Source organism: Arcanobacterium phocae (genome assembly GCF_900105865.1).
In the GTDB taxonomy this organism is placed as follows: Bacteria; Actinomycetota; Actinomycetes; order Actinomycetales; family Actinomycetaceae; genus Arcanobacterium; species Arcanobacterium phocae.
Map to the genome: position 1 here is coordinate 507550 of NZ_LT629804.1, position 15014 is coordinate 522563.

General features: G+C 48.1%; 8 protein-coding genes and 2 tRNA genes. 2 read left to right on the plus strand and 8 right to left on the minus strand.

The genetic code is table 11. From position 1 onward, the window contains the following. Window positions 1–78: 78 nt before the first annotated feature. Complete coding sequence (locus tag BLT51_RS02185; protein WP_172801297.1) at window positions 79–3000, minus strand: YhgE/Pip domain-containing protein; 2922 nt, start codon at window positions 2998–3000, stop codon at window positions 79–81. Window positions 3001–3123: 123 nt separating this feature from the next. Between BLT51_RS02185 and BLT51_RS02190 the strand changes: the two genes are divergently transcribed. Then, complete coding sequence (locus BLT51_RS02190) at window positions 3124–3813, plus strand: TetR/AcrR family transcriptional regulator (RefSeq protein ID WP_091279373.1); 690 nt, start codon at window positions 3124–3126, stop codon at window positions 3811–3813. Window positions 3814–3816: 3 nt separating this feature from the next. On the opposite strand, the gene BLT51_RS02195 is transcribed toward BLT51_RS02190, so the two are convergent. Continuing rightward, window positions 3817–4389 (minus strand): GNAT family N-acetyltransferase, encoded by a 573-nt coding sequence (locus tag BLT51_RS02195; protein WP_157672862.1) that lies wholly within the window; start codon window positions 4387–4389, stop codon window positions 3817–3819. Window positions 4390–4599: 210 nt separating this feature from the next. On the opposite strand from BLT51_RS02195, the gene BLT51_RS02200 reads away from it, so the two are divergent. Then, window positions 4600–5835 carry a sodium/glutamate symporter gene (locus BLT51_RS02200; RefSeq protein ID WP_091279379.1) on the plus strand — a complete coding sequence of 412 codons (1236 nt, stop codon included), beginning with the start codon at window positions 4600–4602 and terminating at the stop codon, window positions 5833–5835. Window positions 5836–5938: 103 nt separating this feature from the next. On the opposite strand, the gene BLT51_RS02205 is transcribed toward BLT51_RS02200, so the two are convergent. The 6 genes from BLT51_RS02205 to BLT51_RS02225 all read right to left on the minus strand — a co-directional run bounded on the left by BLT51_RS02205 (window position 5939) and on the right by BLT51_RS02225 (window position 14982). Then, complete coding sequence (locus BLT51_RS02205) at window positions 5939–10540, minus strand: sugar-binding domain-containing protein (protein WP_091279382.1); 4602 nt, start codon at window positions 10538–10540, stop codon at window positions 5939–5941. An 89-nt stretch (window positions 10541–10629) separates the two neighbouring features. Then, complete coding sequence (locus tag BLT51_RS02210; protein ID WP_172801298.1) at window positions 10630–13809, minus strand: family 20 glycosylhydrolase; 3180 nt, start codon at window positions 13807–13809, stop codon at window positions 10630–10632. Between the two features lie 317 nt (window positions 13810–14126). Continuing rightward, window positions 14127–14199 (minus strand) — tRNA-Ala (locus tag BLT51_RS02215). A 22-nt stretch (window positions 14200–14221) separates the two neighbouring features. Then, entirely contained in the window at window positions 14222–14341 is a 120-nt protein-coding gene (locus BLT51_RS09270; protein ID WP_216378518.1) for a DLW-39 family protein, read from the minus strand. 23 nt (window positions 14342–14364) lie between these two features. Further along, window positions 14365–14438, minus strand: a tRNA-Ile gene (locus tag BLT51_RS02220). A 106-nt stretch (window positions 14439–14544) separates the two neighbouring features. Next, entirely contained in the window at window positions 14545–14982 is a 438-nt protein-coding gene (locus BLT51_RS02225; RefSeq protein ID WP_091279389.1) for a DUF3566 domain-containing protein, read from the minus strand. Window positions 14983–15014 lie beyond the last annotated feature (32 nt).

A 15014-nucleotide genomic window follows, 5' to 3' on the forward strand; every position in this document is an offset into this window, starting at 1 on the left:
GGATCTATCCCAATAGATCCTTATAGCTCAGTAGGCTCCCTAGCAAAAACTAGGGAGCCTACGTCACATCAGTAGAAGTTATCCAGCAGTTGGAGCTAAGGCTTCATCATGAGCCATCGCTACATTCTTCTTCGTCCGAACCTTCGAAGCGAAGAAGCTAATCGCTACCGCAACCACCGTCCACAGCAAGAGAACTAGAACCGTCTTGCCAACAATTCCATCCACGCCACCACCAGCAATCAGCGACCGGAAGGCAAGCTGAGTATCACTCATCGGCAAGAGCCAGTGGATCCACTGGAAGAACTTCGGCGCAGTTTCGATTGGGAACGTTGCTCCCATCGAGGTGATCTGCAAGCTCAGCAAAACGATAGACAAGAACCGACCGCGGAACGCGAAGGCCGCAACACACGCCTGGTTGACTGCCATGAAACAGATACTGGCGAGAACCGCCAACGCACTCAACCCAGCCAAGTTCGCAACATGCAATTCGCCCATCGCATTGACTACAACCATCATCACAACAGCCTGAACCACAGCCAACATGGTTGCTGTTACTGCCGGCTTCGTCACTGCTTGGACCCATCGACCGCGAGCGCGTTCATCATGATCGAGAGCTGGCAAGACCAAGAACAGTGCGATTGTGCCAATCCACAATGCGAGCGACATAAACATCGGAGTAAATCCAGCGCCGTTATTTGCAACTGCGTGTAGCCGTTCTGTCTTAACTTCAGCAACCTTTCCAGCCGTTGCCGAAACATTCTGCTGATCAGCATTCGATAGTTGTGGGATCTTTCCAGAACCTTCAGTTAAGCCGTTGCGAAGTTTTGTTGCGCCGTCGTTCAACTTGGTTGCCCCATCAGCAAGTTCGCCGACCTTTTCTTGAGCAGTCTGCGCGCCGTCGTTCAGCTTGCGAGCTCCGGAGTCTAGCGCACCCGCACCTTGCTGAGCAGTTTGCGCACCGTCAGCAAGTTTCTGTGAACCAGAACGTGCCGATTGAGTACCGTTCTTCAGCTTACCAATTCCGGAGGCTAATTCTTGTGCCGAGCTGGCAGCCTTCTGCGAGCCCTCGGATAGTTTGGTCATGCCAGTAACAAGCCCCGTGGAACCGTCAGCAAGTTTTTGCGCACCGGCATCGAGCTTGTTCACACCATCAGTTAGCTCTGGCAACTTCCCCGTCAGCTTGCCGATTCCGCCAGCGAGCGCCTGTGCTCCATCACGCAGTTGAGCGGACTGGGTTCCGTTTACTCCGCTGATTTTTGCTAATCCTGTACTCAGATCGTTAATACCACCAAGGAGAGTACCATCATTTGACGACGACGCCGTTCCAAGCTTCGTCTTGAGCTGTCCTACCCCAGCACTAGCCTTAGCCATGTTTTGGGTCAGCTGATCACTTCCCTGCGCAAGCTTCTCCGAACCTGCCGCAACCTGGTTGACACCGTCCTTGACAGCCTGTGCGCCTTGCGCGATCGTGTTGATGACCTCAGTGAACGGTGCAAAACCCTTAAGCTTCCCGGTGATCGAATCAGCGCCCTTGACCAGGGCCCAGCTACTTTCGCGGAGTTTTTGCGACGATGAAGACAATGCCTTTATTTTCTGGCACATCTCCGAATCTTGCGGTTTACACTGCTCCGCAAGCTCGTCAATGCCAGTGGTGTAATCATGCAAAGACTTATCGAACGATCTAGTACCAGCTGCGAGCTTAGTAGCGTCGCTCGTATCAACATACTTCAGCGATTCGGCAACAATATCAGTCACTCCAGCTAGCTGAGTAGCACCATCTTGGAGAGATGGCTTGCCATCTTTTCCTACAGTGACGCCATCGTGTAATTTTTTAAGACCAGCATTGAGAGCTTCTGTTCCAGCCATCAGACTCTTTTTAGCGGTCTCCGGCTTAGTCGGATCAAAATCTCCAGCCTGACCTAAGCCTGCACTCATTTTCTCGATAGCGCCAGGTAGTGCTTGAGCAGCCTGTTGTAACTTGGCGCTTCCAGCTTGCGCCTGATCGACGCCGTTAGTGTACGCCGCGATTCCAGGAGCTAATTTGCCAGATCCATCCGCCAACTGCTTCACACCAGCACCAAGTTTGCCGGTGTTGGCATTCAACTTATGGACACCCTGGGCAAGTTGTTCCGCACCATTGTGTAGTTCGCTCGAACCCGATGCTACTTTATTAACACCCGAGTTGAGTTCGGTTAAGCCCAGCGATAGTTTTTGCGAACCATCAGCCGCGCGCCCAGTTCCGTCGTCGAGCGTAGCCAATCCATTACGCAACGTTACTGTTCCGTTCGCAAGGTCATTCATACCGACGACGAGGCGTCCAGTTCCCTGCGAAAGGTCACGTGTTCCTTGGGAGAGTTTTCCGATGCCATCATCGAATTTCCTGACGCCATCGTTAAGTTTGACAGTGCCATCAGCTAACTTCGTTGAACCATCGGCAGCGTCATGCAGACCGCCACGGATCTTCTCAATCGAAACGAGAAGCCGTTCGGTGATTCGAGTCGCACCGCGTTCATTAATCCGGTTCGTCATCGCCTCAGACACGGTTTTAGCCATGGTTCCAGCCAGATAGTTCACGCCGTCGTCGGTAACTAAACGCAACTCTTGGGTTGCGGAAGATCCAATATCAGTACCGATCTTCGCTACGTTCTTCGAAAAATCGTGCGGAATATACAAAATGGCACGCACTCGTTCGTCATTCATCTGAGCTAACGCGTCTGATTCAGACATTTCTTTCCATGAGAAGCCGACGTCTTCACCGTCTTTCGGATGTACCAGTGCATCGGTCAATTCATGTCCCAGTGAGAAAGTTTCCTGCTTGCCGGTCACCAATGTTCCGGTATATGCCTGGTCTTCATTAACAATCGCGGCAGTCATGTCGTCAAGACGATTTGTTGGATTTTGATAAGTCATAGTCAACAAGCCCGCATATAGCAGCGGAATTAGCGCAACTGCAAATATGACAATTGCAGTTCCCAACCGTGGGCCTTTCAACCGTGTCATCATGTCGGATTCTCCTTCTAGCTGTACCAGATATTCACGATACACGTCTGTATCTTGCAGTTTCAATACACATGTGTATCGAGTGATGGGGTAGACTAAAACGGAAGATAAAGGAGTATGTCTATGGCAATTCATGTCCGCTCGATTAGGCGAGAGGCCATCGAAAAACTAACAGCGACACCGCTGTCAACGCGCCGGCAACGTACCCGTGCAAAACTTCTCGAAGCCGGTTCGATACTGTTCGTTCAAAACGGCATCCTCGGAACCTCGGTAGGAGATATTTGCGAAGTAGCCGGATTTTCCCGAGGCGCTTTCTATTCGAATTTTGCTGACATGGATCACTTCATTCAAATACTAGCCGAGGACCAGTGGGGTCGAATTCTCACCACCACAATGGATGCGTTCGCTTCAAAAGACATCCCTATTATTCACGGCTCATCCGATGATGAGACCCTCACCAGCACCAAACTACTAGCCTCGAGAATTCTCGCCGCACTCCCAATTTCTCGGGATTTCTACCTTCTTCTCACTGAGTTTTCAACATATCTGGCCCGTGCTCACAACAAAGAAAACCCACTATATGAAGGTGCTGAAGCCTTCAAGAAGCAGCTTTCTGCAGTCATTGAATCAAAACTTTCCGACATCGGCAGACGCAGTATTCTCTCTGCCCCGGACTTAGTCAACATGATCCTCGCACTCGCTGAACGATCCATGATCCTTGCGCTGACCCACCACGATGAGGACCTAACTGCCTACTTGGTGCGTACCCTGCCCAGTGTGCTCGTCAAACTCACTGTTCCCGTAAATAACTAGCACTCACCAGCGGGGTTCCGGCATCGGCTTGCCGTCGCGGCGACGAATCATTTCCATCCAGCCTTCATAGGATCCGTCGTCGTTCCGCCGAATCACATCCCACCGAACGTTCAATTCATACCCGTACCGAGCATAGAGCTTCCCGAGACCCAGCCCAGCCCGGAACTGCAAATGTAAAAATTCAATGTCCGCACCCAACGAGGCAAGTACCTCCGGAGAATGCAGGTGCTCCATCAACATGCGCCCTAGACCGCGCCCGTGGAAATCGGGGCTGACCTGCAACCGCTTAATCGTCGCAATATGTTGAGGCTGGCCCTCCGGGATGCCAACAATCCACCACGCAAAACCTAAAAGCTGCTGCGTGCTCGAGTCACGCATAACATACAGCCAACCACGACCATCAGCCATATCCTGTTCGTGCCCAGCAAGAAGCTCCCCATATCGACTAATCGGATCACCTGGGCGAACACCAATCGCCGCCCCAAGCTCGGTATTGCGCTGCCACATCTCAAGCATATCGGCACGCAACTGCGGCGAAGTTATCGAAGTAAGGGTTTCAAAATACACGTCAGACACGAGCATTATTTTAGCGGAATAACCCGCCATATTAGTGGCTCAAATAGCCTACTAACACGGGTTTAATTTTTGTTGAATATGACACCTCATCGCATAGGCCCTCAATATTATGGTACTTTTCAACAGTTGTTGATTTTTATAGCATAATGACATTTTTCTGGGCCGAATGCCGGCTTACTGATAATATCCCCTACCGTTTACGAGGTATATATGACGATTGAATTTTCGATGGTTCAAACAATTGGATTCGCTGTACTGTTATTGTTCTTTGGTCGGTTTATGCGGCGGCGCGTTCCGCTATTCGAGCGTTTTGCTATCCCGTCCCCGGTCATTGGCGGGTTCACATTTGCCATCGTCAATCTCATCCTCCACCTCACACATACGGTGAATTTTCACTTTGACTCCACACTCCAAAGTTTCTTTATGGTTTTGTTCTTTACCTCTATCGGCTTTGGCGCAAGCCCCATGATTTTACGCAAAGCCGGACCTAAGGTTGCGCTTTTTCTACTGGTAACCGTGGGCTTGCTCGTGGCACAGAACCTCGTAGTTATTGGACTGGCGCCATTGTTAGATCTGCCAGCACCGTTGGCGCTGATGGTTGGTTCGACGTCAATGATCGGCGGGCACGGAACCTCCGCCGGTATCGCTCCGCTCATCGAAGACGCTGGATTTTTGGGGGCAGAATCGATTGCCTATACGGCCGCAACCTTTGGCCTGGTGGCTGGTTCTCTTATTGGCGGACCGGTCGCGTTACGGCTGATTCGCCGTCATGACCTCGTCAAACTCCATGACACCTCCACGTTTGACGATTCTTTCCTTCACGAAAAAATCCATCCGCTTAACGCAGACCGGGTGCTAGCTGGATTCATGGCGCTACTCGTAGCCATGTTTATCGGCAGCTACATCACTGATGGGCTCAATATACTTGTGAGCGGCTGGACGTCTATGGCTCAATTTCCTGCCTATTTAGGACCGATGATCTGCGGTATTTTAGCACGCTGGTTTTCCGACTATCGGTTCACCCGTGCCGGCGGTGAAGACAATGGAGCCAAGGAACTAGTTCCACATCAAGAAATCGAGATGCTAGGAACAGTGACCCTGAGTGTTTTCTTAGCGATGGCCCTCATGTCAGTCCGGCTGTGGGAGCTCGGTTCGCTGGCGTTCGCTCTCGTGGTTTTGTTGACTGCCCAGGTTGCTCTAACCGTGTTATACACCCGCTTCATTACGTTCAAAGCAATGGGCTCAACATACGACGCTGCCGTGCTCGTAGCTGGCAATGTTGGTTTTGCAATGGGAGCAACCCCAAACGGGATGGCAAACATGGAATCAGTGACGGCCAAATTCGGACCATCTCCCACGGCCTTCTTCGTTTTGCCAGTAGTTGGCGGAATGTTCATCGATTTCTTCAATATTATGTCGATTATTGGGTTCTTGACGGTCGCATAAATCAGATTCGCCGTCTAGGCCTGCACAAAATCTCGACATACGGCACGGTAGCATGCTATATGCAACTACCGTGCCGTATACCGTGATTTTAACCGGAAGAATGCTAGATTCGGCGGCGCTTACCTACGTAAGTCGCTATCAAACCTGCTAATAGGATTACTAGAAGTCCAGTAACACCCACATCCACTCCAGTCTTTGCCAAACGGCTAGACGATTGGGCACTAACTGTTCCTCCGTTAGTGCCGTTTTTCTTTAGCACAGTTATTTTCACAACCGACGACGGCTGCTCACCGGCGATATTAGATGTTGCTACAGCATAATGCTCACCTGGAGAAACGGTCTCGGGTATATGAACGGTATAGGACTTAATCATTCCTTGGGAATCAGAAACCTCAGTGCCAAGTAATGTTGGTTCAGAGTAGAAGAAGATGCGCGCTGGCATTTCGCTCTTCAATCCACTGAAATCAACATCTACTGACTTACCTTGTTCAACTGTGTACTGACCATCAAGCTTTACCTTTCCATTGGCTATATCAGCCGCGATTACTGATGAATCAGCATACGTTGGCCCAGTTAATACTGCATCTAGAATTTTGATCCATGGGATGGACATTCCATCTGGTTTCGATGGACCTGGCTCAGGTTGTGGATCCGGTTGTGGATCCGGTTGTGGATCCGGCTCAGGTGCCGGCTGCGGATCCGGCTGCGGATCTGGTTCTAGGTTCCCGGTATATTTGATTTCAAACATCTTAGTTGTTCGATGATCTTCTGACTCAACAATTATCCTCGATACTCGCTCAAATTCAGGAACAATTGTCACCGCCGCATTATCCTCGGAATAGGCTTCCAACATCTGGGGTTTAGCAGCAGGAGATGTGTAAGACCAGGAATCAAGCGCCTCTTTGGACAATTCTTCATCGTTAAGCACAACCTTGGTTAACAAGGCCGTTGAATGAACGTCATAAGACTGTTTCACACCTTTGAGGAATATCTCCGATATACCAGTTACCGGTTTGATATTCGGCCTAGCAGTCTTACCGTTGACATTATTGTGTACCTCAACCTTCAGATACGTCGTCGTCACTGGATCTAGCTCATATTTGTAAGGCTGAACGTTTCCTTGTTCATCGCCGATTGTTTCTCTTGATTCTACAAGCTTCCACTCTTCATTAACCGTGTCTCGTACAAAGAACCTCGTCGAATGAGGCTCCGGGTAGTTGGCCGACCAACCATCTCGATAGAACCACACCTCAAATTGGCTAAACTGCTGCGGAGTATCGTAGGCAAACACAAGGTCCGCAAATTTTTCGTCAGTCTTTTGCGTATTTTCATAATTCGTCCAAACGTTTTTGTTCGGACCGTTACCATCATGGCTCGGAACTGCGGTTTTACTATCACGAATCGCTTCAAGCGTGTCAGATTGCAAAGCCGGATCAATCGATTGAGTCAACGACTTCGCTGCCCCGGCTAAATTATCACCAACTGCAACCGTCGGTTCTTGCACACGAATAGTCGCAGTAACCTCATATTTCTGGTCAAAAATGGTTGTGGCACCGTGAACTGTCACAGTTCCAGGTTTATCCCAAACACTAGCCTCAGGGTCCTGCCATGTAACTGGGAACGACGTCGATAAAATTGCTCCATCCGGCATTACTACAGGGCGCGTAGAAGGAAGTTGGGCAACTGTTCCTACTGGTGACGTTGCTGAATAATTCAGAACTGCGCCAACCCCATCAATCATAATGATGTCAATATCAACCTTATCTCCGACGCCCGTTTTTCCAGAAACAACAAAATGACCAGCTTTGCCGTATTGCTTTGCAGTGATGTCGTCCCATGTCACCTTAGTAGTTGAGGAACGATTATCAGCATCGTAACTTTCAATAACCTCAGGAAGAATCGGCTTATGACCTGTCTTGACATAAATATTACGTGGATAGCGATAGTGATCCGCACCAGATTCACTCGATGGATCCGTATTGTCATTCGTCGTAATTACAGTTACTGACTGTGGAGTCATTCCTTCAGCACTTGCAGTCACAGTAAACGATCCTGCTTTCTTAGTGGATTTCGCAATTGCTAATGCTTTACCCGAGAAAGCTCGACGCTCAAGTGACTGATAGGACGTATGGTCTGCTTGCTCTCCATTATCAGTACCTACTATTTCGCCGTTTCCCTCAATAGAGAAGGTTATAGGCGTGTTTGCGTCAGGCACAGGTTCGCCTTTGGCATCCGTTACGGTGACGTCAACATAAGCGAGATCGCTACCATCAGCAGCAATCGAATTACGGTTAACGTTTACCTTTAGTGATTGCGCTGGTCCCGCCGTCGTCACTTTATTGCGCCCATGCGTATCGGAAATTATCTGACCGTCTTTGTCTTTCGCTACTGCTTCTAAAGTTCCGTCAGCATAAGGAACCTCCCACGTGAAATATAGATTTTCGTGGTCTACCCTCTTTTTATCTGTTCCTTCGTAGAGTTGATACCGGTATCCAGCCTCTGTTTTCTTTACAGTAAATTTCTTTTCGCCGAGTGATTTTTTCTGCCCATGCGTATCAATAAAGAACAATTCAACACGCGGCGCATCTGAATAAACATCTACCTTCACTTTTCCTTGTGAATTGGCGACGACGTTGCGGTTCCATGCTGGCAAAATATGAAGGGTATGGAGATTATCATTCCATTGGCTTTGATACAAATAATAGGAATCTTTCGGGAAACCAGCAGTATCAATAATGCCAAAATAGGAATTCTTTGGTGATGGCCATGAGCCTACAGCACCTGGTGAATCACCAAACCAGAATGTTGGTTCACCGATGTAATCGAAACCAGTCCATACAAATTCTCCAGCAACATAATCGCGGGTGATGATATCGTACCAAGCCTCAGATGCGTATGCTCCCCATCCAACTTTAGAACCGTCATATGAGGTCAGTTGTTTGTCCGCAGTACGCCCGCTATCGTGCGTACGATTATATATTCCACGACTATTTACTGATGACGCAGTTTCGGAGCCATATAGTTTCCAGTCAGGATGCTGGGAATGAATACTGTTGTATTTATTTCCCGCAACATAATTCAAACCAACTGTTCCATCAGCCTTAGCTAAGGATTCCATGAGCGTCGCAGCACCTGGAGCACCGTCTTTGAGCTGATTGTCCCCGCGGGTAACTGGCCGGGTTTTGTCAATCTGCTGTGTCCACTTAATGAGGTCGGCTTGCTGACTGGTATAATTCGCCATGAGGGTGTACAAGCCTGTTCCCTCACCAATTTCATTTCCTAAAGACCACATGATCACGGATGGAGCATTTATATCCCGCCGTATTGTTGCTTCAAGGTCGAATTGTGCCCATGTACTTTCGGGTGCCACATTTTCTAAAGCAGTGTTCAGTGGCACTGGCTTCTCAAAGAAACGGGCATAGTCATTGTAATTTCTGTTCTTTGGATGATGAAACCCGTCAAAAAGTTCTTCGACGATAAGCATCCCTTTTTCATCTGCAAGATCGATCAAATCGCGCGATGCTGGATTATGGGTGACACGAATGGCATTGGCGCCCATCTCTTTCAAGATATCGATTTGTCGCTCTATGGCAGCACGATATGCTCGAGCACCTAACGCTCCTTGATCGTGATGCATGGATACGCCCTTGAGCTTCATTCGCTGACCGTTGAGCGTGAACCCGTTGTCAGCATCGAACTGCGCATTCCGGAATCCAGTTTTAACTGTGACTTCATCAAGTGGAGTATTATCCACATCAGAAATTTTGGTTACCACCTGGTAACGTTGCGGATTATCCACGCTCCACATCTTGATGTTATGTGCTGTAATTGCTGCCGTTTCATCAGCCTCAGATCCAGGAGCGATCATGAGTTTCTGTGCACTACTTTCACCTAATGTTTGCTTACCATCAAGTGATGTCAACACGTGCGTAACCATAACTTCAGCAGGTTCCGCTGATTCATTTACTACTCGTGCAGTGGCATTAATGTCGAGATCGCCTTCAGTGGCTGTTGCAATATTGGGGGCGACAACAGTTACCCCATCGTGAGCGATATGGACAGGGTTAGTAACCACGAGGTCAACATTGCGATAAATTCCTGAACCAGAATACCAGCGACTTGAGGGAAGCTCATGGTTGACTTTAACAGCTACGACGTTGTTCGCCCCGATTTTCACATAATCAGTGATATCTACCGAAAATGGGGTGTATCCATATGGATGGTTTGCTACTTCAGTGCCGTTGACATATATGGTGGCATCCATATAGACGCCATCAAAATTCAAGTTAATTCGCTTGCCAACGAATTTCTGATCCAGAGGTAGGTTTTTCCGATACCAACCAATGCCCCCTAAAAGATATCCACTTTCTGCCTCACCTTGCTGGGTAAATTCCTGTTCGATGGAATAATCATGTGGAAGATCTAGGATCCGCCATTGAGCATCGGAATATTCCGGCGACTCAGCACCTTTTTCCTCTCCTAGTTTAAATTTCCAACCAGTATTGAATTGTTGGATACGCACACTTGCATCTAGTGGAGTGGTGTAGACATCTTCTGCATCAGATGCCATTTGTGTGCTTGTTGAAAGTCGAGAATAATCTTGTGATGCGGATGCTATCGGAAGCGATCCAAAAGTTGATAGCGCTAGCACAAGTGTGCTTGCTATCGCACTTTTGCGCCAGTTGTTGGCTTGCTTGGTACGCATATGTTCCTCATTTCGTCATTGAAATATGAGATATGCTGAGGGAAATAGTATTTCAATTCCCCTCAGCGTATGTTTTTATAATTGCATCATCACGATTCGTAACGACGACGAAGCAGGATCATCGCCATTCCGAAACCTAGCAAGGTAACCGAGATAACTCCAACAAAAGTAAGCGAGCTACCAGTTTTTGCAAGAACTTGCGTGTGTTGCGATGTAACTTGATTCTGGTTTGGGAGCTGTCCATGTCCGTCTGTACGTGACTCAACTACGGTAATTCGCACAATAGATGATGGCTGATGCATGCCAGCAACATTTGATGTTGCAACCACATAGTGCGTTCCCAGCGGAGCATCAGTTGTCTTTACATCAAATTCAGCGCTACCACTATCTGAGGCAGTCACATCACCAATCTTTGTTGGTTCAGAATACAAGTACACACGTGCTTGCGCATTCTTTTCCAATCCAGCGAAAGTGACTTTAACGTTTTCGCCTCGTTCCACTGTGTATTGACCGTCAAGCTTAACGCTCTCATCAGCCAACGCTTTCTCAATCATCCCCGAATCAGAATAAACTGGATCAAGATTTATCCCAGGAACAAGCGGTAGCCAATCGACATGTGGACGGGCAGGCGGCTCAGGCTGCGGTGCCGGCTCAGGCTGCGGTGCCGGCTCAGGCTGCGGTGCCGGCTCAGGCTGCGGATCAACTGGCGGAACTGGTTTTTCATCGTGAGTATCTGGTACCTGCGGTTTGCGATCAACTATGAAATCAAGAGTTGCTACGCTTGGTTGAGCAGGCTTCAGTACATATTCAGCTGTGCTCGTTAGTTCTACGGAGGCCTTCTTGTCAGCATCTTTGGCTATTGTGGCATCCCAGGCGAAAGATATGGATTGACTTGGTTCAAGGCTACCATTCCAAGTAAGTTTTCCAGTATTGTTAAGCTTTGCTGGAGCAACCTTCAGCGGACCGCCTGCACTGTAAGCTTCAATCTCGAATAGTGAAATTCCGTAATCGGGAAGGGAACGTTCGTTTCCTGTTATCGTGATTGCCGTTACGCGTTTCTGGTCAATACTATGCTCTGCCCATACCGCATTTTTATTACTCTCGCGAGTAAACGCGAACTTATCTACTGTGGTGGAACCATCTGGATGAGCATAGGAAACCGTGTACTTTGTTGCATAGGCCCCTTCCCAGGCTAACCGAAGTTTGACAAGATCTGTTGCTTCTTTAAATGTGACAGTGATGGATTCGCCGTCTTTCTTGCCGACTGATGACCATCTCGAGTCAGCGTTCGAGGCATCTCCATCAATAGCTTTGCTGGCATCAAACTTCGCAACTTCTACAGAACTTGCCTCAGCTGTAGCGCCTTCTGATGCAAGAGCAACGTTTTTCCCTTCTGACATAACAGGTTTACCGTCATTATCAAGAACTTTAACTGGTACGTCACCAGCTGCTGTTTCAAGGAACGTAGACGTTACTTTCGCATCAATAGGGAATGTTTGGTTGGATGTATTTTTTATTTGTCCGGTCACAGTGACTGCCATCCCAGGTTTCACTGCTGTTCCAGATTGTGGAGAGACTAGGTCTGATTGGGTTCCGACGACGATCTGGTCAATGTTTGCCGGTATTTCTGGAGCATCTCCAACTGCAGCCATTGCATTCGTGAATTCTTTGATTGTGCGCTTATCGCCGGAATACCAAACGCGGTCTGCAAACGCAGTGTATGGACCTTTTGATTTATCAGCAACTTGTTCTTCAGTCAATGCACGAGCTATGTCGGACCAAATAGCAAAAGATGCACCACGTAGCCAGGTTGGATATGTTGTATCTTTACCTAGCACTGGTTTTTCTTGTGGAAATGCCTGTGGTCCACGACCTTGAGCTAAGCCTGGGAATCGGCCCGCATGGAAACCGCCATCAACAGAATCATTGCGCTGTCCTAGATAGACACGCTCAACCGTTGGATACTTATAGCCGGCTGCTTCACCAAGTACGAAGTACATGTAGGCATCATTAAAGTTGACTAGCTTAAATCCTCGATCAACAAAATCCTGGACTGACGTCATCGGCCTATCCCAATTCGTCCAGTAGTCAATAGTGAGATCTTTGTTCAGTTCAACCTTTTGAGCTACATCCGAACGATAAAAAGCATCATTCCACACTCGGACATCAGTCTTGTGATACTTGTCTTTCACATAGGTAGCCATGTCGTTAATGAATGACACAAAACCGTCAACAAATTCTTTGTCTTGACCAAGCTTAGCTTTAATACGCTCGACCGCTGCTGGATATTTCTGTCCTGCCTGAGTGAAGTTTACGTATTCATCTGCTCCTAGATGCCATTTATTTGTATCAGGGAAAAGGGGAGCAAACTCATCAATAAGTTCTTTGACAAATTTTTCTGCTTCAGGTTTCGAAAAATCAAGGCCGCGAAGATGCTCTTCATTATTAGAGCCAATGTATCTCGGCTCTAAGCGAAGATCCGCATGCTGAGATAACACTTGCTTCATATGTCCTGGCATATCGAGTGCAGGTATTACCTCAATATGATATTTCTTTGCTTCGGCTAGTATCTCAGCCAGCTCGCTTTGAGAAATATATCCGTCCGACGACATGATTTCTGGATGTTTCTTCGATTCCAGTCGGAAACCTTCATTTTCTGAAAAGTGGAGTTGCAACGTATTAATCTTGCGGTAGCTCAATTGATGAATCAGATTCAGAAGATAATTTTTAGAATAGAATTTCCGGGCCATATCTTGATGGAACGATCGTTCGCTAACATCGGCCCAATCGCGTACCGTTCCTGCTTGCACACCACCTGAGCTGGCAACCGACTGAACAACAGTCTGTTCACCCCAGAAGGCCCCATCCGCGGATTTTCCGGTTACTGTAAGCCGGTCTTTAGTCGAAACTATTTGGTACCCATCATCACGCGGAACATCTTTTAGTTCCGGATCGACGCGGAGCACAATATCGTCAGCGTCAGCTTCACCATCGATTTCTACTGTTGGCTTTATTTTGCCCTTGATAGCCAGATCCAGAGCAAGTTTATTCGCATCATCTTTAAGGTCAGAAGGAGCTACAATTTTCGTTTCCTTCGACAGTTTCCATGGTTGTCCGTCGTCGGCACTAAAATGACGCACAGCAGGAATAACGGCTTTAATTCCTGCTTCTTCTAATGGTGTTGCAAGCGCACTCGAAACACAACTTAACGAAGAGAACGCAAGAACTGTTGCTATTGCGCCTCCAATTAGTTTTTTATGGGTAGACATCATTGTCCCTTCCAAGCGAAATACATCTAAGGACGATATATAGCTCATTGATTCTAAGGCTGTGTCGAATCTTCATACGGGCAATCATCATTGATTTTACGTATCTTCATTCTTCACGTTTTCAGTCTAGTTGCTAAAACGTTTTAGTAAAACCATTTTTACAAACAAATATAGAAATTTTTGCTATCCACGCCGCACAAAATCTCGCCCAGCGCAACGGTAGCAGCCTATATCGCACTACCATGCTGAATCTCGAGATTTTGTGCGGCACAGAGCAAACAAAAAAATCCCGGTAGGCTATTTCCTACCGGGATTTGTGGAGCTAAGGGGACTCGAACCCCTGACCCTCTGCTTGCAAAGCAGATGCGCTACCAGCTGCGCCATAGCCCCATTTCGAACTGTTCGTTCGAAGCTATTCTACAGGATCTGTGACCGATTGCCACATCGCCTGCGTTTGCATCGTTTCCGATGCTTTGAGGAACAATGCATATCCCCCAACTACTGCGAGAGTGACGAGAACGAATTTCTTCATCGCTCCTCCTTCTCACGTTAGCGTGGGCCTAGATGGACTCGAACCATCGACCTCTACATTATCAGTGTAGCGCTCTAACCGACTGAGCTATAGGCCCTTGTGCATTTCTTCGTGCCGAATTAGATTAACTCAATTTCGAGTTCAGAATCAAACCACAACAGCTCCAAGCAATGCACGTCACATTTTCATGTAACTATTTCAGACTATTCATCGGTAACGGTCACATGTAAGCCGCCTACCAGCATGGCAACGACGTTGTACACAAGTGCCATGAGCGCCCCGAAAGCGGTCATCAACACAATCTCAATCACTCCTACCACAACGGAGAATGACATGACACGCCCAAACTCCATGAACTGCCCCAATTGCAACAACGCTTCGGAGTTGAGCGTCTTGAGCAGCCCATCGATTTGCGACCAAACATGCATCGAATCGAGCACAAACCACAAAACGGCGGTAGCAATTACTAGCATGATGCCGATTGCAACTGAAACCAAGAATGACAGTTTCAGAGCCGACCATGGGTCAACCCGGGAAATCGTCATCTTGACTCGCCGAATGCCAACTTCTTGCTTTTCATGTGGCACGACTTCTTGCACCATGGTTGGCTGCGGCGTCGTTTCGTCCGGTGTGGTTGTCATCTTCTTCTCCATTGACCAGGTGTGAGTGATTT

Excerpts from the sequence above, each read along its gene's own strand:
- BLT51_RS02205 (WP_091279382.1), bottom strand. The coding sequence starts at position 10,540 with ATGCGTACCAAGCAAGCCAACAACTGGCGCAAAAGTGCGATAGCAAGC.
- BLT51_RS09270 (WP_216378518.1), bottom strand. The coding sequence starts at position 14,341 with ATGAAGAAATTCGTTCTCGTCACTCTCGCAGTAGTTGGGGGATATGCA.
- BLT51_RS02200 (WP_091279379.1), top strand. The coding sequence starts at position 4,600 with ATGACGATTGAATTTTCGATGGTTCAAACAATTGGATTCGCTGTACTG.
- BLT51_RS02225 (WP_091279389.1), bottom strand. The coding sequence starts at position 14,982 with ATGACAACCACACCGGACGAAACGACGCCGCAGCCAACCATGGTGCAA.
- BLT51_RS02210 (WP_172801298.1), bottom strand. The coding sequence starts at position 13,809 with ATGTCTACCCATAAAAAACTAATTGGAGGCGCAATAGCAACAGTTCTT.
- BLT51_RS02190 (WP_091279373.1), top strand. The coding sequence starts at position 3,124 with ATGGCAATTCATGTCCGCTCGATTAGGCGAGAGGCCATCGAAAAACTA.
- BLT51_RS02185 (WP_172801297.1), bottom strand. The coding sequence starts at position 3,000 with ATGACACGGTTGAAAGGCCCACGGTTGGGAACTGCAATTGTCATATTT.